General features: G+C 71.3%; 25 protein-coding genes and 2 pseudogenes. 9 read left to right on the top strand and 18 right to left on the bottom strand.

Annotated features, from left to right (window positions below):
• The first annotated feature begins 103 nt into the window (after window positions 1–103).
• Window positions 104–895, top strand: a complete 792-nt coding sequence (locus ACZ5VC_RS24115; RefSeq protein ID WP_469122098.1) for a VOC family protein — start codon at window positions 104–106, stop codon at window positions 893–895.
• A 67-nt stretch (window positions 896–962) separates the two neighbouring features.
• On the opposite strand, the gene ACZ5VC_RS24110 is transcribed toward ACZ5VC_RS24115, so the two are convergent.
• From ACZ5VC_RS24110 to ACZ5VC_RS24085, 6 genes are all read right to left on the bottom strand, one after another.
• Window positions 963–2,579 carry a hypothetical protein gene (locus tag ACZ5VC_RS24110; RefSeq protein ID WP_469122097.1) on the bottom strand — a complete coding sequence of 539 codons (1,617 nt, stop codon included), beginning with the start codon at window positions 2,577–2,579 and terminating at the stop codon, window positions 963–965.
• A 147-nt stretch (window positions 2,580–2,726) separates the two neighbouring features.
• Window positions 2,727–2,921: a hypothetical protein gene (locus tag ACZ5VC_RS24105; protein ID WP_468709793.1), complete on the bottom strand. Its 195-nt coding sequence runs from the start codon at window positions 2,919–2,921 to the stop codon at window positions 2,727–2,729.
• Between the two features lie 236 nt (window positions 2,922–3,157).
• Window positions 3,158–4,234: an acyl-CoA dehydrogenase family protein gene (locus ACZ5VC_RS24100; protein WP_469122096.1), complete on the bottom strand. Its 1,077-nt coding sequence runs from the start codon at window positions 4,232–4,234 to the stop codon at window positions 3,158–3,160.
• Entirely contained in the window at window positions 4,231–5,418 is a 1,188-nt protein-coding gene (locus ACZ5VC_RS24095) for an acyl-CoA dehydrogenase family protein (RefSeq protein ID WP_469122095.1), read from the bottom strand. The genes ACZ5VC_RS24100 and ACZ5VC_RS24095 overlap by 4 nt, the downstream gene beginning before the upstream one ends.
• Window positions 5,415–6,383 carry an NADPH:quinone oxidoreductase family protein gene (locus ACZ5VC_RS24090; protein WP_469122094.1) on the bottom strand — a complete coding sequence of 323 codons (969 nt, stop codon included), beginning with the start codon at window positions 6,381–6,383 and terminating at the stop codon, window positions 5,415–5,417. Before ACZ5VC_RS24090 ends, ACZ5VC_RS24095 begins: the two co-directional genes overlap by 4 nt.
• Window positions 6,384–6,478: 95 nt before the next feature.
• On the bottom strand, window positions 6,479–7,087 hold the full coding sequence (locus tag ACZ5VC_RS24085) for a helix-turn-helix domain-containing protein (RefSeq protein WP_469122093.1): 609 nt from the start codon (window positions 7,085–7,087) through the stop codon (window positions 6,479–6,481).
• 178 nt (window positions 7,088–7,265) lie between these two features.
• On the opposite strand from ACZ5VC_RS24085, the gene ACZ5VC_RS24080 reads away from it, so the two are divergent.
• Window positions 7,266–8,156 (top strand): SDR family oxidoreductase, encoded by an 891-nt coding sequence (locus tag ACZ5VC_RS24080; RefSeq protein ID WP_469122092.1) that lies wholly within the window; start codon window positions 7,266–7,268, stop codon window positions 8,154–8,156.
• A gap of 42 nt (window positions 8,157–8,198) precedes the next feature.
• On the opposite strand, the gene ACZ5VC_RS24075 is transcribed toward ACZ5VC_RS24080, so the two are convergent.
• From ACZ5VC_RS24075 to ACZ5VC_RS24055, 5 genes and pseudogenes are all read right to left on the bottom strand, one after another.
• On the bottom strand, window positions 8,199–9,032 hold the full coding sequence (locus ACZ5VC_RS24075; protein WP_469122091.1) for an enoyl-CoA hydratase/isomerase family protein: 834 nt from the start codon (window positions 9,030–9,032) through the stop codon (window positions 8,199–8,201).
• Window positions 9,033–9,125: 93 nt separating this feature from the next.
• Window positions 9,126–9,737 (bottom strand): hypothetical protein, encoded by a 612-nt coding sequence (locus tag ACZ5VC_RS24070; protein WP_469122090.1) that lies wholly within the window; start codon window positions 9,735–9,737, stop codon window positions 9,126–9,128.
• A 44-nt stretch (window positions 9,738–9,781) separates the two neighbouring features.
• Window positions 9,782–10,534 carry a PIG-L deacetylase family protein gene (locus ACZ5VC_RS24065; protein WP_469122089.1) on the bottom strand — a complete coding sequence of 251 codons (753 nt, stop codon included), beginning with the start codon at window positions 10,532–10,534 and terminating at the stop codon, window positions 9,782–9,784.
• Between the two features lie 100 nt (window positions 10,535–10,634).
• On the bottom strand, window positions 10,635–11,024 hold the full coding sequence (locus ACZ5VC_RS24060) for a cellulase family glycosylhydrolase (RefSeq protein ID WP_469122088.1): 390 nt from the start codon (window positions 11,022–11,024) through the stop codon (window positions 10,635–10,637).
• Window positions 11,025–11,236: 212 nt separating this feature from the next.
• Window positions 11,237–11,578 (bottom strand): annotated as a pseudogene (locus ACZ5VC_RS24055) (CBM35 domain-containing protein); the annotation flags it as partial.
• A gap of 405 nt (window positions 11,579–11,983) precedes the next feature.
• Here ACZ5VC_RS24055 and ACZ5VC_RS24050 point away from each other — a divergent pair.
• Both ACZ5VC_RS24050 and ACZ5VC_RS24045 read left to right on the top strand, forming a co-directional pair.
• Entirely contained in the window at window positions 11,984–12,334 is a 351-nt protein-coding gene (locus tag ACZ5VC_RS24050; RefSeq protein WP_469122087.1) for a PRC-barrel domain containing protein, read from the top strand.
• Window positions 12,335–12,376: 42 nt separating this feature from the next.
• Window positions 12,377–12,547, top strand: a complete 171-nt coding sequence (locus ACZ5VC_RS24045) for a hydrophobic protein (RefSeq protein WP_469122086.1) — start codon at window positions 12,377–12,379, stop codon at window positions 12,545–12,547.
• 33 nt (window positions 12,548–12,580) lie between these two features.
• On the opposite strand, the pseudogene ACZ5VC_RS24040 reads toward ACZ5VC_RS24045, so the two are convergent.
• A pseudogene (locus tag ACZ5VC_RS24040) lies at window positions 12,581–13,010 on the bottom strand (glycine betaine ABC transporter substrate-binding protein); the annotation flags it as partial.
• A gap of 428 nt (window positions 13,011–13,438) precedes the next feature.
• On the opposite strand from ACZ5VC_RS24040, the gene ACZ5VC_RS24035 reads away from it, so the two are divergent.
• Window positions 13,439–14,185, top strand: coding sequence for a VOC family protein (locus ACZ5VC_RS24035; protein WP_469122085.1), 747 nt, complete (start codon window positions 13,439–13,441; stop codon window positions 14,183–14,185).
• A gap of 189 nt (window positions 14,186–14,374) precedes the next feature.
• Window positions 14,375–14,833 carry an SRPBCC family protein gene (locus ACZ5VC_RS24030; protein ID WP_469122084.1) on the top strand — a complete coding sequence of 153 codons (459 nt, stop codon included), beginning with the start codon at window positions 14,375–14,377 and terminating at the stop codon, window positions 14,831–14,833.
• A gap of 219 nt (window positions 14,834–15,052) precedes the next feature.
• Here ACZ5VC_RS24030 and ACZ5VC_RS24025 read toward each other — a convergent pair whose 3' ends face one another.
• From ACZ5VC_RS24025 to ACZ5VC_RS24005, 5 genes are all read right to left on the bottom strand, one after another.
• A complete protein-coding gene (locus tag ACZ5VC_RS24025; protein WP_468710194.1) occupies window positions 15,053–15,199 on the bottom strand; it encodes a CDGSH iron-sulfur domain-containing protein in 147 nt (48 codons plus the stop codon).
• A 37-nt stretch (window positions 15,200–15,236) separates the two neighbouring features.
• Entirely contained in the window at window positions 15,237–15,890 is a 654-nt protein-coding gene (locus ACZ5VC_RS24020; protein WP_469122083.1) for a HemK2/MTQ2 family protein methyltransferase, read from the bottom strand.
• 31 nt (window positions 15,891–15,921) lie between these two features.
• Window positions 15,922–17,019 (bottom strand): iron-containing redox enzyme family protein, encoded by a 1,098-nt coding sequence (locus ACZ5VC_RS24015; protein ID WP_469122082.1) that lies wholly within the window; start codon window positions 17,017–17,019, stop codon window positions 15,922–15,924.
• Between the two features lie 36 nt (window positions 17,020–17,055).
• On the bottom strand, window positions 17,056–18,369 hold the full coding sequence (locus ACZ5VC_RS24010; RefSeq protein ID WP_469122081.1) for a preATP grasp domain-containing protein: 1,314 nt from the start codon (window positions 18,367–18,369) through the stop codon (window positions 17,056–17,058).
• Window positions 18,370–18,455: 86 nt separating this feature from the next.
• The gene (locus ACZ5VC_RS24005; protein ID WP_469122080.1) at window positions 18,456–19,061 is read right to left on the bottom strand and encodes a flavodoxin family protein; all 606 of its coding nucleotides are present in this window, start codon (window positions 19,059–19,061) and stop codon (window positions 18,456–18,458) included.
• Between the two features lie 542 nt (window positions 19,062–19,603).
• Between ACZ5VC_RS24005 and ACZ5VC_RS24000 the strand changes: the two genes are divergently transcribed.
• From ACZ5VC_RS24000 to ACZ5VC_RS23990, 3 genes are all read left to right on the top strand, one after another.
• Window positions 19,604–20,149, top strand: coding sequence for a type 1 glutamine amidotransferase domain-containing protein (locus ACZ5VC_RS24000; protein WP_469122079.1), 546 nt, complete (start codon window positions 19,604–19,606; stop codon window positions 20,147–20,149).
• Between the two features lie 41 nt (window positions 20,150–20,190).
• On the top strand, window positions 20,191–20,685 hold the full coding sequence (locus ACZ5VC_RS23995; protein WP_469122078.1) for a flavin reductase family protein: 495 nt from the start codon (window positions 20,191–20,193) through the stop codon (window positions 20,683–20,685).
• 99 nt (window positions 20,686–20,784) lie between these two features.
• On the top strand, window positions 20,785–21,024 hold the full coding sequence (locus ACZ5VC_RS23990) for a DUF6296 family protein (protein ID WP_468710196.1): 240 nt from the start codon (window positions 20,785–20,787) through the stop codon (window positions 21,022–21,024).
• A gap of 34 nt (window positions 21,025–21,058) precedes the next feature.
• On the opposite strand, the gene ACZ5VC_RS23985 is transcribed toward ACZ5VC_RS23990, so the two are convergent.
• Window positions 21,059–23,863, bottom strand: coding sequence for a SpoIIE family protein phosphatase (locus tag ACZ5VC_RS23985; RefSeq protein WP_469122077.1), 2,805 nt, complete (start codon window positions 23,861–23,863; stop codon window positions 21,059–21,061).
• Between the last annotated feature and the right edge of the window lie 349 nt (window positions 23,864–24,212).

Genomic DNA, 24,212 nt, shown 5'->3' with positions numbered 1-24,212 from the left:
AGTTCCGTGCCCGGGCGGCACTCCGTCACCGCGCGGGAAGCCGGGCCCCTGGCTAGCGTGGCTGCAGAACAGTCAACCGACCGGACAGAAGAGAGTCACAGTCATGGCCGCACAACCTGAAGGCCTGCCGTGCTGGGCCGACGCGATGTTCTCCGACGTGGAGGGCGCGAAGAGCTTCTACGGTGACGTGCTGGGCTGGTCCTTCGGCGAGGCGTCGTCGGAGTTCGGCAATTACACCCAGGCCTACAGTGACGGCAAGGCGGTCGCCGCCGTCGTCCCGCCGATGCCGGGCCAGGAAGGCCAGTCGGCGTGGTGTCTCTATCTCGCGTCGCCGGACGTCCACGCGACCGCGGCGAAGATCCGTGACAACGGCGGCACCCTGCTCATGGAGCCGATGCAGGTCGGCGACTTCGGCTCGATGTGCCTGGCGCAGGATCCGAGCGGGGTCACGTTCGGTGTGTGGCAGCCGGGCGCTCACGAGGGGTTCGAGAAGAAGGGCGAGACGGGTTCGTTCGTCTGGGCCGAGGTCTTCACCCGGACGCCGGAGAAGTCGGACGCCTTCTTCCCCGCGGTCTTCGGCTACCAGGTGCAGAAGATGGCGGCCGAACACATGGACTACAAGATCTTCTCGTTGGGCGAGGACCCGCTGCTCGGGCGGATGAAAATGACTCCGGAGGACTTCCCCGCGGAGATCCCCTCCTTCATCCAGCTGTTCTTCGGTGTGGACGACTGCGACGCGGCGGTGGCGAAGGCTCAGAAGCACGGCGGGCAGCTGGTGTTCGGGCCGATGGGCAGTCCGTTCGGCCGGTTCGCGGCGATCGTCGACCCTCAGGGTGCGGCGTTCGCCGTGATCGACATGAGCACCACCGAGGGCGAGATGCCCGAGATGGTGTGACGGGTGGTGTGGTCCACGTAGGTGCGGCGCCCGGGGCCTTTTCGGTCCCGGGCGTCCGCGTGCGTGCTCAGTCCTGGTCGCGGACGGCGACGATGCCGTTGAAGACGCCCGCGTAGGCGGTGCCGTCGGGGCCGATGGTGATCGGCGCCCAGTTGTTGTCGTAGAGCGGGCCGGTCCCGGTGAGCCGCTGCCAGCGGCGCTCACCGGTGCGGAAGTCGACGGCCGTGAGGTACCAGGCGTCGATGCCGAGGGCGTTGGGCTCCTTCTCGTATAAGTAGAGGAGCCCGTTGGCGGTGGAGAGTTTGGGGACGGTCGAGGGCGAGCGGACGGCGCTCTGCCAGACCGTGTCGCAGCCGCTGCCGTTCTCGCGCACGTCGATGCGGGTGACGCCGCCGACCACGCTGCGTCCGAAGGTGAGCGACGCCGGATTCTCGTAGCCGTAGTTGTTCTCGACGACGAGGCTGTTTCCCCAGCTGATGAGCGAGTTGTCGGTGGTGGAGGCGCCGGAGCCGAAGACCGGGACGCTGCAGACCAGACGCCGGTCGGCCGGGACGTCCGTGCCGCGCCGGTAGACGAGGACGTTCATCCGGTCGTCGGCGTTGTCGGTGATCGCGACATAGCGCTCGCCCTTGCCGAACAGGTCGGGAGTGGTGCCCGAACCCTGGTTGACCGAGCCGGGCTTGGTGCCGGCGCCCCGGTCGTACGTCTGGCGCCACTGGATCACCGGTGTGCCGTCGGCGGCGGCCCGGAAGCTGTACAGGGCGTGGTCGGAGACGATGGAGACGCCGTCCTCGGCGACGGAGAACGAGTTCTGGATCTCCTCACCGGGCAGGCGTACGGATCGGACGGCCGCGGTCGCCGGGTCGACGGTGCCGATACGGCCGAGCCGGGTCACCCACCAGACGCGGCCCTGCCAGTCGGGCATCACGGAGGTGACCGGGTCGCAGACACCACTGGGGTACGGGTTGGTCCAGCTGACGCAGTCGTGCGGGACGTGCGCGGTGAGGTCCCAGTCGTCGACGACGACGAACCGCCGGCCTCCGTCCGGGGCTTGGCGGTGGGCGATCCGCAGGACGTGCCGGCGGGAGTCGGCGAGGACGACGCGGTCCTGGTCGTCGAGGTAGAAGTAGGCGCCGCCGGAGGTGTCCTTGAAGATCTTCGAGAAGTCGAGCCGGGTGATGGCCTCGACGGTCGAGGAGCGCTGGGGGAGCTTGTACTCGGCGAGGGTGTCCAGGGTGCGGGGATCGAGCAGCTTGAGCAGGAAGCCGGAGAAGGTGCCGCAGACGGTGACGAGCCGGCCCGCCGAGTCGAACGTGGCGGTGGCGCATTCGCCGCCGAGCGGTGCGATCTTCGCACTGGTCACCGTCGGGTTGCGGCCGAGGGGCCCCGCGTAGGGGTGGGTGCCGCTCCCGGCGGCGTCGGCGTGCATGCCGCTGCGGCCGTTGGGCGCGAGATGGGGGTGCTGGGGCGGCGCGTCGCCCGGTACGGGACGCGAGGCGGCGGGCGCGCCGCGGTAGGAGTCGACGAGGCGGTGTCCCGGCGCCTTGGGTATCTCCTCGGCGACGGCGGTCGGAGCGGCCGCGGTGAACGCCGTCGTGGTGACGATCAGCAGCAGCGCAAGGGAGCGGGCGCGTTCCCGTAGACGCGCTCTGCGGGGATCGGGGGCGGTTCCGTGGGGTGACATGCGGCTCCTCGGGTGGCGTGTACGGGGTCGCGCCGCCGCCCGACGTTAGGGCCGAGTCACAGAGATGTACATGGAACTGCTCCGCGTTTCACGGGCACTTCGTGATCGTGCAGTATGCGGTTGTCCGTGCGAAGTGCGGTTGTACGGTCACGGCTTGAGACTGCTCACCACGTTCGCGGTCGCGGCGACGCCGTTGGCGATGGTCGGGGCCATGCTGGAACCGGCGAGGAAGAAGCCGAGCAGCGCGCAGACCAGTGCGTGGGAGACCTTGAGCCCGCCGTTGCGGAGAAAGATCACTGCCAGGATCAGCAGAAGCAGTACGACCGAGATGGAAACAGCCATCGTGTCCCTCACCCTCCTTGTGCCGCACGGTGAATGCGGCGTTCGGCGGCCAGTGTGGCGGAACGGGACCGTCATCCGGCCGTACGGCGTGTCCGCCGAACGGGTGCTGATGTGTGGCGACTTCGTTCGTGGGTCGTTTACGTGGGCCCGGTGGGCGGGTCACTGGGGGCGGGGACGGGGCCGGGACGGGCCCCCTCCGGCGCGTAGGAGCCGGAGAGGACCACTTCCGGCGACTGTCAGCCGGGGGCCGGGAGGTCGGCCAGGACGGCCAGCGCCTCGCGGTGCCGACCCGCCGAACCCAGCGCGATCTGGTCCGACTTGGCCCGCTTGAGGGCCACATGGGCCGGGTGCTCCCAGGTCATGCCGATGCCACCGTGCAGTTGCACGCACTCCTCGGCGGCGTGCACCGCCACCCGGGAGCAGTAGGCCTGTGCCACGGCCACGGCGAGCGGGGCATCGGGGCTGCCGGTGGCCAGCGCGTCCGCCGCGTTGCGGGCGGCGGCGCGGGCGGAGACGACCTCCAGCCACAGCTGCGCCATCCGGTGCTTGAGCGCCTGGAAGGAGCCCACCGGCCGGTTGAACTGGTGGCGTTCCCGGGTGTGCCGGACGGTCTCCTCCAGACACCACTCGGCGAGACCGAGTTGCTCGGAGGCGAGCAGCCCCGCGCCGGCCAGCAGCCCGCGCCTTACGGCCGCGCGGGCGGTCCCGGCGTCCGAGAGGCGGGTGCCGTTCGCGCCGCCGGCCGTGAGTGTGGCGAGCGGCCGGGTCAGGTCGAGCGGCGTCTGCGGGGTGAGGGTGGCCTCCGCCGCCGGCACGGCGTACAGGCCGTCCGACCGCAGGACCAACAGGATGTCGGCGGCAGCGGCGTCCGCGACGCCGCTGACCGTGTCGCCGGCCGGTGGCTCGTCCTCCGGCGCGGTGGCCAGCGGTACGGCGAGAACGCCGACTTGGCGCCCGGACGCCAGGGCGCCGAGCACCTCGGCCACGTCGGGCCTGCCGGTGTCCAGCGCGAGCAGCGTCTCGGTGGCGACGACGGAGCTGGTGAGGTACGGCGCCGGTGTCACGGCGCGGCCCAGCTCCTCAAGCACGACGGCGGCCTCCCGGTGGGTGGCCCCCTGTCCGCCGAGCTTCTCGGGGACGAGCAGTCCGGCCGCGCCGATGTCCTGGGCGAGGGCCTTCCAGAGCCCGGGGACGTACGGGTTGCCGGTCTCGAGCCGGCCGAGGAGCACGTTCGCGCCGGCGCGGTCGGTGAGCAGGGCGCGAACGGCGGCCCGCAGGTCGCTCTCGGCCTCGGAGTAGAGCAGGTCCGTCATCGCGCGAGGTCCTTCCAAGCGACGTCCTTGTCGTTGCGCGGCTCGGCGGGCAGCCCGAGGACCCGCTCGGCGACGATGTTGAGCAGCACCTCGCTGGTGCCGCCCTCGATGCTGTTGCCCTTGGAGCGCAGATAGCGGTAGCCGGCGTCGCGGCCGGTGAAGTCGACCAGGTCGGGGCGGCTCATCGTCCAGTCGTCGTAGAGGAGGCCCTCGTCGCCGAGGAGTTCCACCTCCAGGCCGCTGATCTCCTGGTTGAGCCGGGCGAAGGCGAGTTTCATGCCGCTGCCCTCGGGTCCGGGCTGGCCCGCGACGAGCTGCTGGCGCAGCCGTTCGCCGGTGAGCCGGGCGACCTCGGCCTCGACCCAGAGGGTGAGCAGGCGCTGGTGGAGGTCGTGGGTGCGCAGGTCGGGCCGCTCGCGCCAGGTCCTGGAGACGGGCCCGATCATGCCGCCCCCGCGCGGGATACGGGCACCGCCGATCGAGACGCGTTCGTTCATCAGCGTGGTCTGGGCGACCCGCCAGCCGTCGCCGATGTCTCCGAGGCGGTGGGCGTCGGGGATGCGTACGCCGGTCAGGAAGACCTCGTTGAACTCCGCCTCGCCGGTGATCTGACGGAGGGGCCGTACGTCCACACCGGGGTCCGACATGTCACAGATGAAGTACGTGATGCCGCGGTGCTTGGGGACGTCCGGGTCGGTGCGGGCGATGAGGATCGCCCAGCGGGCCACATGGGCGCTGGACGTCCACACCTTCTGTCCGTCGACGATCCAGTCGCCGTCCTCGCTCTCGCGGACGGCGCGGGTGGCGAGCGCGGCGAGGTCGGAGCCGGCGCCGGGCTCGCTGAAGAGCTGGCACCACACTTCCTCGCCGACCCACAGGGGCCGCAGGAAGCGCCGCTTCACTTCGTCGGAGCCGTACGCGAGGAGGGTGGGCGCGGCCATGCCGAGGCCGATGCCGAGCCGGCGCGGATCGTTGTCGGGTGCGCCGGCCGCCTGGAGTTCGGCGTCGACGACGGCCTGCAGGGAGCGCGGCGCGCCGAGGCCGCCGAGGCCCTCCGGGTAGTGCACCCAGGCGAGACCGGCGTCGAACCGGGCCTTGAGGAAGTCGGTGCGGTCGGTGGTCGCGGGCGGGTGGGACGCGAGCAACTCCTGCGTACGAGTGCGGAGTTCGTCGGCGTCGGTCATGCGGCGGCTCCTTCCGGGAGGACGACCAGGCGGCCGGTGCTGGTACCGTCGGCGACGCGCTGGACGGCGGCCGCCGCGTCCTTGAAGGCCACCCGGTCGCCGATGAGCGGCTTGATGAGCCCCTTGGCCGCGTACTCGGTCAGGGTCTCGTGGCAGCGCAGGATGGACGCCGGGTCCTTCTGCGCGTAGAGGCCCCAGTGCAGGCCCACGATCGAGTAGTTCTTGACCAGGGCGTGGTTGAGGGCGGGTGCGGGGATGGTGCCGCTCGCGAATCCGACGACCACGATCCGGCCTTCGAAGGCCACGCACTTGGCGGACTGCTGGTAGGCGTCGCCGCCGACGGGGTCGTAGATGACGTCGGCGCCCCGGCCTCCGGTGGCCTCCTTCACGGCGGCGATGACGTCCTCGGAGCGCCGGTCGATGACGACGTCACAGCCGAGCGCGCGGGCCACGGCGGCCTTCTCGGGTCCGCCGACGACTCCGATGACGGTGGCGCCGGTGGCCTTGCCGATCTGCACGGCGGCGCTGCCGACGCCACCGGCGGCGGCGTGAACGAGCAGGGTCTCGCCCTCCTTGAGGGCGGCACGGCGGTGGAGCCCGAAGACACCGGTCTGGTAGCCGATGTGCAGTGCGGCCGCCTCGGCATCGTCGAGGGAGTCGGGAGCGGGCAGTACGGCGGCCCGGTCGGCGACGACGTACTCGGCGAATCCGCCGTGGGGCAGCGCGGGCGTGGCGATCACGCGCCGGCCGTCCTCGGTCTCACCGCAGATCTCGACGCCCGGAGTGAAGGGGAGCGGCGGACGGATCTGGTACTGGCCGCGGCAGAGCAGCGCGTCCGGGAAGTTGATGTTCGCCGCACGGACCCTCAGGAGCAGCTGCCCATCGCCCGGGGTGGGCCGGTCCACTTCGTCGAGCCGCATCACCTCGCTCGGCTCGCCGTTCCGGTGCACTCGCCATGCCTGCATTGAGGGCCTCCACAAAGACTCGGGCAGTACCACGCTCAATCGCATACTAAGCGGTCGCTTGCCCGACGGGAACAGCCCACCGCCAGTTCTTGGCCTCAGGATTTTCCGGACCCGGACTTCTTCGGCCTCGCCCGGACGTGCATGCGCTCCCCCTGGGGCCCGAACAGGCTCAGGAACTCCACCGGCCCGCCCGCCGGACCGAACCAGTGCGGCACCCGGGTGTCGAATTCGGCCGCCTCCCCCGAGGTGAGCACCACATCGTGCTCGCCGAGCACCAGCCGCAGCCGCCCCGAGAGCACATAGAGCCACTCGTACCCCTCGTGCGTGCGCGGGTCGGGCTCGTCGGAGCCGGCCTCCTGGACGACCTTGTACGCCTGGAGTCCGCCGGGCTGGCGCGTGAGCGGCAGCATGGTGCGGCCGTGCCGCACGATCGGCTCGGACCGGACGCGGGGGTCGCCGACGGGCGGCGCGCCGACCAGCTCGTCGAGCTGGACCTGATGGGCGCGGGCGATGGGCAGCAGCAGTTCGAGGCTCGGCCTGCGGCGGCCCGACTCCAGCCGGGAGAGGGTACTGACCGAGATTCCGGTGGCCTCGGAGAGCGCGCCCAGGGTGGCCCCGCGCTCCCGTCTGAGGGCGCGCAGCCTCGGGCCGACCTCCGCCAGTACCGCGTCGATCCGGCCGTCGTCGCCGTTGTTGTTCTCCATGCGTCCATTGCGGAAACGGCAACACACTTTGTCAAGGGCGCCGGTCCGGAGCGACCCCACCACTACGTCGTACCGGTTCTCGCTCATGCCGTGTGCCTCACCCCCGGTTCGGCACCCCGCCTCGATTCCGGCGGCACGGCCATGGTGGTCTGCGCCCCGAGCCGGTATCGATGCGGTCATGACGGACGAGACGCTGCCCGGACTGCCCTCCCCTCCCCCGCTCGGCGCGAGCGCGCTGCCGCCCGGGACGTACGACGGCAGCGTGGTGCTGGTGAGCGGTGGCGGGTCGGGGCTCGGCAAGGCGGTCGCCGCCGAGTTCGCACGACTGGGGGCGGATCTGGTGATCGTGGGGCGTACGGCGGGGCGTCTGGAGGCGGCGCGGGAGGAACTGGTCGCCCTCGGGGGCCGGGTGGTCACGGCCGTCTGCGACATCCGGGAGCCGGAGCGGATCTCCGAGGTCTTCGACGCGGCAGGGGTGGCGCTCGGCACTCCGGACGTCCTGGTGAACAACGCGGCCGCCAACTTCCCCGCACCGGCGGAGGACATGTCCCCGAACGCCTGGCGGGCGGTCGTCGACATCACGCTGACCGGGACGTGGTTCATGACGCGCGAGTTCGCGCGCCGCCATCTGGCAGCCGGCACACCGGGGGCGGTCATCAACGTGGGGGCGTCGTACGCGTGGACGGGCGGGCCCGGCTTCGCGCACTCCGCGGCGGCCAAGGCCGGGGTGAAGAACCTGGTCGAGACCCTCGCCGTGGAGTGGGGGCCGTACGGGATCAGCGTGAACGGGCTGGTCCCGGGGCTGATACCGCACGAGGACATGACGGCCGACATCCGCGAAGGTCTCGAACGGGCGCGGGACAAGGACGCCCGTCAGCCGGCCCTGAGGGTGGGGCGGCCACGGGAACTGGGGTGGGCGGCGACCTTCCTGGCGTCGCCGTACGCACGGTTCATCACCGGACACACGCTGGTGGTGGACGGGGCCAATTGGCAGCGGCGGGCACTGGTCAACGATCCGGTGGTCACGGTGAGGGACCAGCTGGGCCGGGGCCCGTACCGCCAGGACTGAGAGCGGTGGGCGCACCTGGGGTCCGGGCGCGCCCCCGGTGCTCTACCCTCCCTGGAACCGCGGGGGCCGGCGGGCCGCCTTCGCCGCATAGCCCTCCGCCGCGTCCTGCGAGGTCAGGGTGAGCGCCGCGCTCAGCGCCGTGCGGTCCAGGGCGGCGGCCATTCCGGTGTCGGCATAGGCGTCGATGTCCCGCTTGATCGAGCGGACGGCCAGGGGCGCGTTGGCGGCGATCTCGGCGGCCGTCTCCCGCGCGGTCGCCGCCAAGTCACCGGGCGAAGTGACCAGCTGGACGAGGCCCAGGCGTTCGGCGGTGGCCGCGTCGATGCGACGGCCGGTCAGGGCGAGGTACTTGGCCCAGCCCGCGCCCGCCTCCCGGGCGATGCGCAGATCCCCGCCGGCATCGACGGCCACGCCGATGTGAGCCTCGGGGAGGGCGAACACGGCGTTGTCGGCGGCGATCCGGATGTCCGCCATCAGCGCCAGTTCGAAGCCGAAGCCGAGGCAGTAGCCATGGACGGCGGCGACGACGGGCTGGGGCAGCCTGGCGAAGGCGGCGAAGCGCTCGTGCACCCAGCGGATGCCTTCGTCATAACGGTGGGCCCGCTCAGCGGGGGTGCGGCCGTTGATCCCGCCGCCGGGGGCGGTGACGTCGATGCCCGCGCAGAAGGCCCGGCCCTCCGCGCGCAACAGCACGGCCCGGACGGTGTCGTCGAAGCGGATCCGGTCCGCCATCAGGCCGAGTTGCCGGCTGGATTCCCAGCTCCAGCCGTTCAGGGTGTCGGGGCGGCAGAGGGTGAGGACGCCGATGCCGTCATGGACGGTGAGGGTGATGCGTTCCTCCCCGTCCGCGATCTCCCTGCTCAGCGTGTCGATCACCGTACCCCCCGACCCATTACCTGATGGATCGTCAGAATATGGGTGGGGAGCGGAGGTTGCCAGAGGGACGACGGCCGGCGCGTCAGCCGCCGGTCACCGCTGCCACAGGAACGCGGCCTCGCGACACGGCACACAGCTGAACACGTACCCGAGCCCCCCGCCGCCGAAGTTGGCCGCCGTCCGGTGCTCGTACCCCTCTTCGAACAGCGCCTCGAAGCTCATGTGCGCGGCGCAGGTGGGGCACTGGGGTGTCTCGTCGTTCTGCAGCCAGGCGGGCTCACCGCCGAGCTGGCCGAGGACGGACGCGGCGCGGTGCTTGTCGCCGTCCGCCCACGCGGTGAGCGCCTCGCCGTAGTCCTCCCCTTCGGCCTCGTCGGTGTCCAGCGCGGATATCGCCCCGAGCAGGGTCTCGCCCTGCTCGGGGACGGCGGCCGGGGCGAGACCCTCGACGGGGAACAACAGGGCCCGGTTGCCCCCGGCGAAGGGGTCCCACTCGTCACAGAGGCCCGGGTTGTTCTGGCACATGAACACCGACACCACCGCGCCGTCGGCGTCGAGCGGCAGGTGCAGGAGGAACTGCATCGCTCCGTCACAGCTGCGGCACAGCGGCCAGGCGAAGCCGTCCGGAACGAGCGGCAGCCCCCCGGTGCGGAGGCCGGGCGCGGTCGCGTCGGTCTCACCGCCGTAGATCATCAAGGTCGTCACACCCGAGAGGGTAGATCACTGATCCGGCCTTCCAGGACGACTTCTCAGCGGCTGAACAGCTGGAATGTCACGGCCGGACGGCCGCCGAAGCGCGCGGACGCGGCCTGCGCGTTGCCGGTCAGAAACGTCCGGCAGTACTGCTCGGGGTCCTCGTCGGTCAGCGCCTCGATGTACGCGCGGTGCGCGAGGAGGGACTGGACGGAACGCTCGAGTCCGGGTGTCGCGTCGACGGCGTGGGTGGGGGTCGACGAGCCCGCCACGGCCACCCAGCGGACACCGTTCCAGGGCTCCAGTCCCTGCTCGACGAGTTCCGGGAAGATCCAGCGGTTGCCGGCGTCACCCGCGGCGTCGAGGGTCGCCCTGCCGACCGCGAGATGGTCCGGGGTGTTCCAGACGCCGCCGACGGCCGGGCCCCAGGTGTCCTGGTGGTTGAGGGTGATGACCAGTTCCGGCCGGTGGCGGCGGATCGCCGCGGCGATGTCCCGGCGCAGCGCCGTCCCGTACTCGATGACACCGTCCTTGTGGTCGAGGAACTCGACGGTGGAGACACCGACGACGGCGGCGCTCGCCCTCTGTTCGGCCTCGCGCAGGGGGGCGCACTCGGCCGGGGGAAAGGCGTCGATGCCCGCCTCGCCGCGGGTGGCGAGGAGATAGGCGACCTCGCGGCCGCCGTCGGTCCAGCCGGCGACGGCGGCGGCGCAGCCGTATTCGAGGTCGTCGGGGTGGGCGACGACGGCGAGGGCGCGCTGCCAGTCCTCGGGCATCGGATGAAGCTGTTCGATCTTGTACTCGTTCATGCGCGCAGGATACGGAAGAGGTTTCACACTCGCCGAACTCCGTGGCCCCCGCCCGCTCGACGCATCGGCTGGGCGGACGGGGGCGTGGAGGGAGAGGCGGTCAGCCCGTGGGGAAGCCGTCCGGGGTACGGATCCGGTCACGGACCCAGACACCGGCGGGCTTGAGCGAAGTGGTGCCGGTCCAGGGGCCGTTGTTACTGCAGGTGCCGGTCTTGAAGACGGCCCCGGAGCGGTTGTCGTCGGAGTAGTTCCAGTTGACCCAGCTGATCTTCTTCGCCGCCATCAGGTCGAGGTAGCGCTGCGACATCGTGAAGTCGTTGCCGCCCTCCCCCGCGTAGTTCTGGGTGCCGAACTCGGTGACGAAGACGGGGAGTTTGTCGGCGGCCCGGGAGAGCGTGCGTAGCCGCCCTCCTGGACGTAGGTGGAGACGCGCAGGACGTCGGCGTTCCAGTCCTTGGCGAGCGCGTCGAGGGAGCCGCCGGTGAGGCACTGGCTGTACCACTGGGTACCGTGACTGCTCATGCCGCGCAGCTGGATGGGCTTGCCGTACTGGTTGCACAGCTTGGTGCCGCAGACCTTGAGCTGTCCGTTGATCGCAATCGGGGTGGAGCCGCCGGGTGCGCTCGCGGTGTCGACGGTGCGGTGGTCGACGTTGGGACCGCCGCTCGCGGTGGTGGCGGTGGCCCGGATGGTGTTCGTCCCGGCCTTCAGGGTGGCGGTGAGGCCGGCCGTGGTCCAGGAGGTCCAGTCGCCGGTGCTGGGATACGCCTTTCCGGCCGCGACGACGGCGCCGTTGACGGTGATGTCCATGGGGCGGTCGGTGGTGGTGCCGTTGGCGTAGCGCAGGGTGAGGGTCGCGGTGCCGGCCTGAGCGGCGTTGAGCGTCCACTCGGTGTAACTGCCGCTGACATTGTCGTAGTTGACGAATCCGGTGCCGGTGAACCCGGTGTGGTCGGACTCGACGGCGCCCCGCGAGACGGTCGCGGTCTCGGCTTCGTGGGTGACGGGAGAGGCGGGCGCGGGTGGCGCGGTGGTGAGGCCGATGAGCAGTGCGGTGACGAGGGTGCCGGGGCCTGCGAGGAGCGTGGGCGGAGTCGTGCCGTTCTCATGGGGTCTCCCGGTCGGCGAGGCGTTTCAATTGGAAGGAAACTTTCCTAACCGATTGGGATGGCAGCCGGCCTCCGGCTTCGCAAGGGCCATGACAATCTCCGTGTGCTCCGGGGCTCGCCGGCGGGGAGGGCGCGGTGGATGAGCCGGCGCGCCGCATGGATGGGGTGGGTCCCCCGGCGAAGATCCACGAGGCCCTGCGCCGCCCGGTGGGACGCGGACGCGCAGCAGGGCGTGGCGCGCGACGCGGTTGGGCTTCGATTCGGTGGCGGACGCCTGATGTTTGCGGCCCTGTGACGGGGTAACCGCAGAAACGAGCGTGAGGTACGAAAGGTGGACATCATGCAGGCCGATATCTGGGGCTTCTCACCGAACACCGGCCACGCGCCGGGGGAGGCACTCGTCGGCTACGCGGTCGAGGCGGCCGACGGGTCCATCGGAAAGATCGACAAGCACTCCGAGGACGTGGGCAAGTCGTACCTCGTCGTCGACACGGGGCCGTGGATCTTCGGAAGGAAGGTACTCATTCCGGCGGGCCTGGTCTCCCGCGTCGACCCGGAGAGCGAGACCGTGCACGTGGCCTGTACCAGGGACGAGGTCAAGGACTCGCCCGACTTCGAGAGCGGTCGCCACGAGAGCGACGTCGCTTTCATCCAGCTCATCGAGCAGTACTACGCGAACCGTCATATGTGATCGCACAGACCGTATGACGCGGGAAGGTGAGGAGAAACTGCCATGGTTCCACTTCTGTTGGTGCTCCTGCTGATCCTGATCCTCTTCGGGGCAGGCTTCGCGGTGAAGGTTCTCTGGTGGATCGCGCTCGCGGTGCTCGTCCTGTGGCTGCTGGGGTTCCTCTTCCGCGGCGCGAGCGCCGGCGGTGGCCGGGGCCGCTGGTACCGCTGGTAGGCGGATCTCGTCGTCCCAGCAGGTGCCGGGATTTCAGACAGCTCCGGCGACGTCCTCGGGGAGACGCCGCCAACCGTCCACCCGCTCGTTCATCGCCGCCGGACCGGCCGTCGTCAGCACGGTGTGAGCGAGCCCAGTGCCCTGGTCACCCCCGCGCTCCCCGCCCGGGAGCGGTTGACCACCGGCACGATGCAGTCCGCGTTCTGCAGACGTCTGTCGTCGGCGAGGAGGACCAGTCCGAAGCCGTCGAGTGTCGCGTCCGAGGTCGCCTGTCGTCGGCACCATCTGGGCCTGGCCGTTCTGAACGGCCTGCTTGGCCTGGGTGGTGCCGACGCCTTTTCGGGTCGACTCCGGTGATGTCGATGCCGTACCTCTCTCAGCACGGCGCGCAGGAGGCACGCCGGACGCACTCGTCGCCCGCCGCGAGCCTGACCGGCTGCCGGGAGGCGCCGAAGTCGCTGAGGAGGAGGCAGTCGGCGAAGGCCACCGCGTATTCGGGCAGGACATCCATCCGACCGTTCTCCGGGGCGGCCCCTCGTGGACAGGCGGGGGCGGCGCCGTCACCCGTCCGTTGCAGCCCTGCCCACGGCAGCCCGCGCCTCGTGCTGGACGGTTCGGGGTGACATGGGCCGGGTCCGGAGCGGGTGCCCGCGAGAGAGGCGAGGGACCCGCATGCCGGCTCGGTGGGCGGCCGGCTCGGCCGCGCCGCTGGGCCCCGATTCGAGGGCCGGAATACGGTTGCCCGCCCTCGCGCGGAATGGCGCGCGCGCCGTGACGTGCCGAAAGGGTTAGCGTGAAACGGTTCCAGTCACGCGTGAACGGTAGATGGGGTTGACGGCAGTGTCGACGTCAAGTCACGAAGCGTTTGGTGCACCGTGCTGGGTCAGCCTCATGGCCCGCGCCCTGGAACCGGCGCAGCGGTTCTACAGCGAGGTTCTCGGATGGGAATTCCATCGCTCCCGGCTGGGTGACGAATTCTCCGTGGCCTTTCAGCAGGGCGTCCCGGTCGCCGGAATCGGAGCTCTGGACCGGGGCATGTCCGTGCCCGTCGCGTGGACGCCCTATTTCGCCGTCGACGACGCGGACGCGACCGCCGCACGGATCCGCGAACGCACCGGGACGGTGGCGGTCGGCCCCCTCTCCTTCGGGACCGGGCGGGCGGCCATCGCGGCGGACCCCGACGGCGCGGTCTTCGGGATCTGGGAGGGGAGGGCCATCCCGAACTGGGCCGAGGGCCCTGACATGGCTCCCCCGTGGATCGAGCTGCGCACCCGCGACGCCTTCGCCGCCGCGATCTTCTACGGAGGGGTCCTCGACTGGGCCTGCGACCGCCCGGACTGCTGCAGCGTCTCCTACGAGGACGACCATGTCGTGCTGCGCCACGGCGGCGAGCCGATCGCGCGCCTGGGAGGCGGCGCCGTCGACGCGGCGCCCGACCCCCAGGTCCGCCCCCGCTGGCACGTGCACTTCCGCGTGCCGGATCCCGCGGCCGCGGCCGAGGCCGCCACCAAGCTGGGTGGCGCCGTCGTCTCCTCTCCCCCGACCCGTACCTCCGGGCAGGCGGTCACGCTGCGCGACCCGGACGGAGCGCTCTTCACGATCGACGCGGTCGAGGCGCCGATGCCTCCGGCCGGATGACGCCGACAGCTCCGACAGCCCGACAGCCCGACAGCCCAACAGCTCCGAAACCGCCGGTAGACGGGCCTCATTCGAATAAGGCAATTCGGCTGTCATAGGTGCGGGGTGATCGGGTACCCGCAGCTACGTGCCGAGATCCGCGCGGCAGATCCACTGCTCTGCGGACGTCACCCGGAAGGAGGCTCGGTAATGAGCACGGTGAAGGAGTCGGTAGAGGTCGAGGTCCCCGTCCGTACCGCCTACAACCAGTGGACACAGTTCGAGGAATTCCCGAACTTCATGGAAGGCGTCGAAGAGGTTACCCAGGTCGACGACCGCCACAACCACTGGACCACGAAGATCGCGGGCGTACGGCGGGAGTTCGACACCGAGATCGTCGACCAGCTCCCCGACGAGCGGATCACCTGGCGTACGACCAGCGGCGACACCAAGCAGAAGGGCATGGTCAGCTTCCATCCCGTGGACGCCACCCACACCCGGGTGGAGCTCGTGATGGACGTCGAGGCCGGCGGAGCTGCGGAGAAGGCCGCCGACATGACCGGCATGATCGACCGGCGGGTCAAGGGCGACATGCGGCGCTTCAAGGAGTACATCGAGCACCGCGGCGGCGAGTCCGGGTCCTGGCGCGGTCGGATCACCCCTGGGTGACCCGGTGACCACGCCCACCACGATCGCTGAGCGCCGCTGAGCGCCCTTGGCAGCGGGCAGTGGAACGGCGGTCGGACGGCTGAGGAGACCTTCTCGCCGTCCGGCCGCCGTTTCCCGTTGCGCGGCCGCGGCTCCGCCTGGGTGGGTGCGCGGCGCGCCGCTCCGCACGGGGAGGGCCCCCACCCGCGACCTGAGCGGGTGGGGGCCCTGACCGTGACCTCAGTCGCGGGTGCGGCGCCGGTGGCTGGTGTCGCACCAGGGGTAGGCGCGGCTGCGGCGGCATGTGCACACCGCCACGCAGAAACGGTCCGACGTGACGGTGGTGCCGTCCGGCAGCACGATTTCGACAGGGCCCTCCACGAGCATCGGGCCCTCGTCCTGGACGCGGATGCGCCTCGGGGTGTCAGCGCCGGCGTCGGGCACGGATGACCACCAGCTCTTCCTTCTCGTCGCCCTCACCCAGCAGGCCGCGGCTGCGCAGCCAGCCCTGCCGGGACCGCAGGACCGGCCCCAGCGGCACATGGCGCCGCTCGGTGACCTCCGCGTCCAGCCCCGCCGCGCGCAGCGCCTCCAGGGTGGTCTCCTCGCCGCTCAGCGCCGAGTGGACCAGGAGCAGCGTCCCGCCGGGCCGCAGCAGGGGCGGCGCCTCTTCGCAGATGCGGTCGAGGATCAGGCGGCCGTCGTGCCCGGCGTCCCAAGCGAGGGCCGGGCCCCGGGTGGGCGGGCCCTCGGACGGGCTCGGAACGTAGGGCGGATTGCTCAGGATCAGATCGAAGGTGCGTCCGGCCACGGGACGGGTCAGATTGCCCCGCAGTACATGGACCGACATCCGCGCGAGCAGCGCGTTGCATCTGGCCGTCCAGACAGCGCGGCGGGAGATGTCCACCGCCGTGACCTGCGCTCCTCGTCGCGCGGCGGCGATGGCCAGCGCTCCGGTACCGGTGCCCAGATCGAGGACCTGGGCACCGGGCGGCAGTGTCTCACCGCTCAGCGCACCGGTCAGCAGGGCCGTGTCGTCTTGAGGGGCGTAAACGCCCGGGGGAGATATGAGAGCCACGTGTCCCGTGTACCCGGATATCGGGAAAGAATCATGATGTTTCGGCATGAACCGGTTGAAATAGCTCAGCGTCTCCACGCAGGGCCGATGTGTCCTGTCGCCAGTGGCGGAGGAGGTGCTCACCGAACAGGTCCTCGACATGACCGGTGGCGTCGATACCGAAGGCGATGTCGGCCTCCAGGTGGGGCTCGGTCTCCAGCAGACCGCCGATGACCTCGCGCCGCACGATCTGCTCGTGCACGGCGTCCGCCTCCACGTGCTCGCTGTAGAAGAACTCCGCCGCCGGTCCCGCGCCGGTCCGCGCCATGGCCTTGGCGAGCCGCCGGGATCCGGGTGAGGAGGTCACCTCGACGGCGGCGAAATGACCGACGAGCGCCCCGCGCAGGGAGCGGTGGAGCCCGAACAGCGACATGAGGTTCACCGTGGCCAGCATCTGCGCGGACGCGACGTCCAGATAGCGGCCGTACGTGGTGTTGAGACCCAGATCGGTCATGAGGTCGGCGAAGAGCCGGGCGTGGACCCGCTCCGCCCGTCCCCCGCCGTACTCGTCGAACTCCACGGCGGCCATGCCGGCCTTGGCGCGTCCCCAGAGCCTCGGCAGCACCCAGGCGTGGGGATCCGCCTCCTTCAGGTGGTAGAGCGAGCGCTGGGCCGCGTACTCGCGCAGCTGCCACAGCTGCCCCTCGTCCTGGAGGAAGTGGGACACGCCCGTCCCGTGCACGGGCTCCACTAGCAGTTCGGCCAGCGCGTCGTCCACGGTCCGGTGGCGGGTGGCGTCGGCGCGCAGTGCGGTGAGGTACCGGTTCTCCAGGGTGGAGCGCACCCGCAACAGCTCGGGATCCCATTCCAGGGCGTCGTCCACGCCGGCGAAGCCCCGGTAGTGCAGTTCGTAGCAGGTGTAGAGCGCGAGCTGCAGGTCCTCGCCGTAGGGGTCGGCCGTGCGGACGGCACGCTCCTGCGGGGTCGCCGTACCGCCGCGGAGGCGGCTGATGACGGCGGAGGAGAGCTCTCCGCGTTCCTGGGGCAGCTCGGGGCCGCGCGGGGCGGGCGCGTCCGGCGCCGGGCCGTCCTTTCCGGATCCGGCCGGGCCCGGTCCCTGCCGCAGGAGTGCTCGCTGTTCGCCCGTCATGTCCTACCTCGCCAGATCAAGGGTGGGGTGCGCCGGTCAGGTACCCGCTGGGCGGAAATCCATGGCTGTGGCGAGCCCCGTCTCGATCTCCGCCGCCCGCGCCGCGTCGCGGGCGATCACCGCGTAGCGCCAGGCCGTCCCGTCCTCCGAGGCGTCGGCGTACAGCACCACACCCTCCCGGCGGGCCGGATCCCAGCCGAGGCCGGCCTTGCGGATCCGCTCCAGCGCGTCGGCGAACCCGAGCGGAAGGGGCCCGACGCCCTTGCCGAGGAGCCAGGCGGGGTCTTCCAGCCCGGCGGCGCCCGCGAGCCGGCGGACCATCGCCTGCGGTGTCGTGGTGGCGGTGCGGCGCACATTGGCCTCCGTCGCGTACAGGCGGCCCTCCGGAGTCACGATGGCGTCGACCCCGTACGGCCCGGCATAGCCGTGGCGCGTGAGCTCACGGCCGAGCGCGGTCCCCCACTCCTCCAGCTCGCGTGCGGCGTCCTGCGACAGGCCGCCGAGGGGCGACGCGTAGCCGGTGAAGGAGCCGCCCTGCGTGCGCATCTCGCCCGTGAACCTCACGACCGGGCCCTCGGGCCGGGCCTCCATCTGGATGCTCACGGAACGGGCCACGTCGAGGCATTGCTCCACGACCCACTCGCCCTCCTCGCACCCGTCCACCGACGCGCCCCCGGCCCTCTCCACGTCCCCGGTCGTCCCGCCGTCCGGGATCTCCTCGGAGCGGGAGAGAAAACGCAACCCGTGGCCGCCGGCGGACCGGTCGGGCTTCAGCACGACACGGTCGTACCGGTCGAGCAGGCAGGCGACGGTCTCGGCCAGCCGGCTCCGGGGACAGCGCCGCCCGGGGGGCAGCCGCATACCGAGGCGCTCGGCCACGGCACGGAAACCCGTCTTGGTGTTCAGCCGCGACGCCACGTCGAGTGCGGCGGCGCTCGGTCCGCCGACGCCGTAGGGGTCCACCGGCACGCCGAGCGCCGCCGCGAGGTCGGCCGTGGAACGGTCCAGCGCGGTGGGCACCAGGCGGGCGCCCGCCCGCTCTCCCACCAGCGTCCGCAGTGGCTCGAACAACCCGGCGCGACGCAGCGCCTCCGCCATCGGCACACCCTGCGTCCAGGGCACGGTGAGCACGGTGACGGAGGCGGCGGAGATGTCCAGGAGCTCAGCCGCGTACTGCCGGAACGCGGGGCTCAGCGGGACGGGAGTGACCAGCACGTCGCCCGGACGGGTCAGCCAGAGCTTCCGCGGGGCCTGGGACGACCACTGCCGCAGCACCTCGTGCGCGCGCAGGTCGACAGCCAGGTCCGACATGAAGTTGGCGTAGACGATCGAAGGGACACCGTGTTCCACCGGAGCTCTCCCTTCGCCGTCCTGGTTCCTTCATACGCCCGGCGCGGCCCTCGCGCCCGGTCCCGCACGTCCCGTGTACGTACCCGCTACTCGGGAGGCGCGCCGAGCGGCTTGGCCGCGAGGGCCTGCGCCGTGCCGTGGAGATTCGCGGCCATGGCGCGCCCGGTCTTGTGGGCCCATTCGTGACCGCGTTCGTCGTCGAGGTAGTCCGGTCCGGCCCCGGGGCCGAGGTGCCAGTACGTCCACGCCTGGCCGGGAACGGTGTAGCCGACGTCGCCGAGGGCGCCGTTGATCTCGCTGATCACATGATGGGCGCCGTCCTCGTTGCCGGTCACCACGACGCCGGCGACTCGGTTGTAGGCGACGGGGCGGCCCTCGTCGTCGGTCTCCGAGATCATGGCGTCCATGCGCTCCAGTACGCGCTGGGCGACGGAGGAGGGGCGGCCGAGCCAGGTGGGCGAGGCGATGATCAGGATCTCGGACTCCAGCAGCTTGCGGCGCACACCCGGCCACTGGTCGCCCGCCCCCGCGTCGCTGGTCACTCCCGGCTTGATGTCCAGGTCCACGGCTCGTACGAAGTCGACGTCGACGCCGTACGAGGTGAGCTGATCGGCCACGACCCCGGCCAGGGCGTGGGTGTTGGAGGGCTCCGGGGACGTCTTGAGCGTGCAGTTGATCACCAGTGCTTTCATGACGACACCGCTACCCGCTCGCCTCGGGGGCACGCCCGCGCTCCTGGCCGCCCACCTGGCTGGAGCAGGCGCCGGCCGGTCGGAGCCGATACGGGAAGGGGCAGCCCGCCGGCGCCTCGCCTTCCGTGTGCCCGGGGGCCGACCCTCGTGGGAACGGCTGCCGGGGGCTTGCGAGCCGCCGCCGTCCACGGGGAGGAAAGGGCGCGTCTCGGTGCCTTCGGAAGGTCTGCCGGCGAGCTGCCATGGATCCTGATGGGTGGCCGGACGCGGTTCGGGGGGAGAGAACCCACGTCCGGCCACTCAACCCGGGGGCTGCAGGACCGCTCAAAGCCGCATCCACCCGGCATGTAGCGCCTAACCGCGGATCGGCGCGTCAAACCGGTCCCGCGAAATCGAATTCGCGCCTGCGGCCGGATGCGCGGGCCATGCGTAAGTCCTCGCCCCCCGGGAACCCGCAGACGCGTGCGCCCGTCCGGCCTGGATCTTCACCGGACGCGGCGGACACCGTCGCGGAAGTGGCAAGGCGAAAGGACGTGAGTTGCATGCGAGTGGCGTTCCTGATGGCCCCCGAAGGGGTCGAGCAGGTCGAGCTGACCACCCCCTGGCAGGCCGTCATCGATGCCGGCGGTGAACCGAAACTGCTCTCGACCGATCCCGGTCACGTCCAGGCCTTCAACCACTTGGACAAGGCGGACACCTTCCCGGTGGACGGCACGGTGGAGACCACCGCGGCGGACGACTTCGACGCTCTGGTGCTGCCCGGCGGCGTCGCCAATCCGGACGCCCTGCGCACCAACGAGCTCGCCCTCGCGTTCGTACGGCAGTTCTTCGAGACGTCCAAGCCCGTGGCGGCCATCTGCCACGCCCCGTGGACGCTGGTGGAGGCCGATGTGGTGCGCGGGCGGACCGTCACCTCCTGGCCCAGCCTGCGGACCGACCTGCGGAACGCGGGCGCGACGTGGGTCGACGAGGAGGTCGTCGTCTGCCACGCGCAGCCGAGCACGCTGATCACGAGCCGGAAGCCCGACGATCTGCGGGCGTTCTGCTCGGCCTTCGTGAAGGAGTTCTCCAAGGTCGGTGCGGGCTGAGGGCCGCGGCAGCGGGCCCCACGGAACCGGGAGGAGCGGGAGTGGCGGAGGAACTGAGCGGGTTCACCGATCTGCTCGACTATCCGCTGTACGTCGTCACCGCGTCGGCTGACGGCGAGCAGTCGGGGTGCCTGGTCGGGTTCGCCTCGCAGTGCTCGCTCGACCCGCCGCGGTTCATGGTGTGGTTGTCGACGGCGAACCACACGTACGAGGTGGCCTGTCGCGCCTCGTTTCTCGCAGTCCATGTGTTGCGGCGCGAGCAGCGGGAGCTGGCGGAGCTGTTCGGTGGCCGGACCGGCGACCGGATCGACAAGTTCGCTCATGTCCGGTGGCACGCCGGGCACGGGGGCGCCCCGGTCCTGCCGGAGTCACCCGGTTGGTTCATCGGCCGTGTGGAGAGCCGTACGCCCGGTGGTGACCATGTCGGTTTCCTGCTGGTGCCCGTCGAGGAGGGCGGTACGGCCAAGGGCCGGGGCCCCGTGCCTCTGCTGCGCCTGAGCGATGTCGAAGGTCTGACGGCGGGCCATCCGGCGTAGGGCGCTATGTCGCACGACTCCCCATTTCGGGCGCCCGCATCCGATAATGGTGGTTCGGCGCCGCAGGCGCTGGTGGGCGTCATGGAAGAGGAGGGCGTCATGGGCCGGGACACCGCATACGAACTGGTCTTCGCCGGCCCCGCGGATGCGGCGCCGGGCAGCGAGGACGCCGTCCTCGTTCATCGCACCGACCGCACGGGCCCGGGCGGGCATCCGATCTACGCCGATGACACGGGCATCGTGCAGGCCGAGATCAGCGATCGGGGCGAGGTCCGGATGATCGCCAGCGGGGGCCATCAGCAGCCCGCATCCCGGGTGCAGGCCCGCGTTCCCCATTAGCCGTCGACGTGCGGGGCGACGCGGCGTCCGCCCGTCACCAGGCCATTTCCCCGTCGAGGTCGTCGAGACCGTCGAGGGCGTCGAACATCATCATCGGTGAGTCCGGCATCTCCGCGCTCAGCGACAGTTCCGCCCAGATGATCTTTCCCTGCGCGACATACCGTGTGCCCCAGCGCTGGGAGAACTGCGAGACGAGGAAGATGCCCCGGCCGCCCTCGTCCGTCGTGGCCGCGCGGCGCATGTGCGGCGAGGTGTTGCTGCCGTCCGAGACCTCGCAGACCAGGGTGCGCCCGCGCAGCAGGCGCACCTGGACGGGTGCGGACCCGTAGCGGATGGCGTTGGTGAGCAGTTCGCTGAGGATGAGCTCCACCGCGAAGGCCAGGTCCTCGAGGCCCCAGGCGGCGAGCTTCTCCCGGGCCTCCGCGCGGACCCGGGAGACGGCCGACACATCGAACGGCACGTCCCAGACGGCGACGTTCTCCGGTTTGATCAGCCGGGTGCGGGCGACGAGAAGCGCGATGTCGTCGCTGGGCTGCCGGTTCAGCATCGCGTCGGTCACGGCCCGGCAGGTCTCCTCGGGCGTCAGGTCGCGCGAGGTGATCGCGGCGCGCAGCGCTTCGAGGCCCTCGTCGATGTCCCGGTGGCGTTCCTCGACGAGTCCGTCGGTGAACAGCACGAGCCGGCTCCCCTCCGGCAGATCCAGTTCGATCTCCTCGAACGGGGGCGCGCCGATCCCCAGCGGCGGGGAGACCGGCAGCTCCAGATAGGTCACGTCCCGGCCGGGAGCGACCAGTGCCGGGGCGGGATGTCCGGCGTGGGCCACCGTGCAGCGCCCGCTGACCAGGTCGTAGATGGCGTAGAGGCAGGTGGCGCCGCTGACCGGCACCCGGTCGCCCTCGACGGTCTGCTCGGCGTCGATGCGGGACACCAGGTCGTCGAGATGGGCGAGGAGATCGGCGGGCGGCAGGTCGAGCGAGGAGAAGTTCAGTACCGCCGTCCGCAGCCGGCCCATGGTGGCCGCGGCGTGCATTCCGTGGCCCACGACGTCGCCGACGACGAGGGCGACGCGGAAGCCGGGCAGGGGGATCACGTCGAACCAGTCGCCGCCCACGCCCGCCTGCGCGGGCAGATAGCGCCAGGCGACTTCGAGCGCGTCCTGTTCGGGCAGGTCGCGCGGGAGCAGGCTGCGCTGAAGGGTCACCGCCATGGCGTGCTCGCGGGTGAAGCGCCGGGCGTTGTCGATGGCCACGGCCGCTCTGGTCGCCAGCTCCTCGGCGAATGAGGCGTCGTCGTCGTCGAAGCGCGGAGCGTCCACGGACCGCCAGTAGTTCACCATGCCGAGGACCACGCCCCGGGCCTGCAGGGGCACGCTGATCAGCGACCGGACCCCGTACTCGAGCGCCTCCCGGGCGCCCGCCGGGTCCTGGGCCTCCCAGCCGTGCGCGGAGGCGAGGTCCGCTTCGAGCACGGCGTGGCCGCGTTCCAGGGCCCTGGCCATCGGGGTGGTGGGGATGACGAAACGGATCACGTCCCCGACCGGCTGGAGCGGATGGTCGTCACGGATCCCGCTGAGCGCGGTGCGCCGCATCTCCCCGAGCGCCCCCGTGGGCTCGTCACCGCGCAGGACGGGATCGAGCAGCTCCACCGTGACGAAGTCGGCGAACCGGGGCACGGCCACGGCGGCCAGTTCCCTCGCCGTCTGCCGGACGTCCAGCGTGGTGCCGATGCGCACGCCCGCTTCGTAGAGCAGCGTCAGCCGCTCCCGTGCCACCTCCGCCCGCCCCGACAGGGCGCGCAGCTCGGTGGTGTCACGGAGGCTCGCGACCATGCCGCGGAAACCGCCGTGAGGGGCCGTGGGACGGGTGTTGACGGCGAGCAGCCGGTCCCCGGAGAGGAAGACCTTGTCGGAGACGGTCTCGCCCGAGTCCAGGAGGTGCGCGATGCCGGGGCTCAGGTTCAGTTCGGGCACCGGCCTGCCGTCCGCGTCCGGGGGGAGGTCGAGCAGCCTGCGCGCCTCGTCGTTGGCGAGCACCAGCCGCCCGTCGCCGACGATGACGACGCCCTCGCGCACGGCGTGGAGCACCGAGTCGTGGTGTTCGTACATCCGGGTCATCTCGGCCGGGCCGAGGCCGTGGGTCTGGCGCTGGAGCCGCCGGCTGACCAGGGCGACTCCGCCGGTGGCCAGGACGAGCGCGCCGGCCGCGGATCCGAGGACGACGGGCAGCTGACGGTTCAGCAGGTCTCCGACGTTGGCGATCTGAATGCCGGCGCTGACCAGGCCGACCACCTTTCCGTCGGCGTCCGTGACGGGGACGAGGGCGCGCACCGCGTCGTGGGGCTCGCCCTTGAAGGTCTCGGTGAACGACTCACCGGCGGCCGCGCGGGTGATGTCGCCCTCGACGCGCCGGCCGATGAGGGCCCGTTCGGGGTCCGTGTAGCGGATCCCTTCCGTGCTCAGCACGGTGATGAAGTCGACACCCGCGCCTTTCTGCGCCTCGTCGGCGGCGGACTGCAGGAGGGCGCCGGGGTCGGGCGAGCGCAGGGCGAGGGCCGTCCCGGGGGCGTGTGCGAAGCCCTCCGCGGCCGCCAGTGAGCGGTGCGCGGCGTCCTGGCTGCTGTCGTACCGTCCCTGCAGGACGAGGGCGGCCGTGGCGCCGATCAGGAGCAGGAGCACGACGACGACCTGCAGCAGGAAGACCTGCGCCGCGAGGCTTTTCACGCTCAGTGCAGACCGCGGCCACCCTGTGTGCGCGGGCCCGCGGCGCCCGCCCTGCTCACGTGTCCGGGCGCTGGTGTGCGTCACGACCCCCGGCCGGCGCCATCGGGGGCGTCCAGTCATGCCCCAGTTCTAACACTGCGCCGCTCTGGTGGCGACCTGTCGTCGCCCGATCCCTTGACGACTTCCCCGTGGGTCTCAATACTGGCGGCCAAATCGATTTGGCCGACATCCCGGGTGATGCACCACCCCCGCGCATCCGATGTCGGTGCACCTCCGCTCAGCAGCACCTTCCCCATCCGTCACCGGCCGCCGTCCCGATGCCGGAGCGAGCGAACGGAGCTCGATGTGTCCACTCCCCGCACCACGCCGCAACCCGAACCAACCGAAGCCCGGACCGAGACCGAGACCGAGACCGAGAACGAGAACGAGAACGGAACCGAAACCGGAACCGGAACCGGGGCCGCAGCCG

The sequence above is a fragment of the Streptomyces sp. NPDC033174 genome (assembly GCF_055577795.1).
Note: the sequence above shows the minus strand (reverse complement) of the source record. Positions and strands in the feature narration are given on the sequence as shown.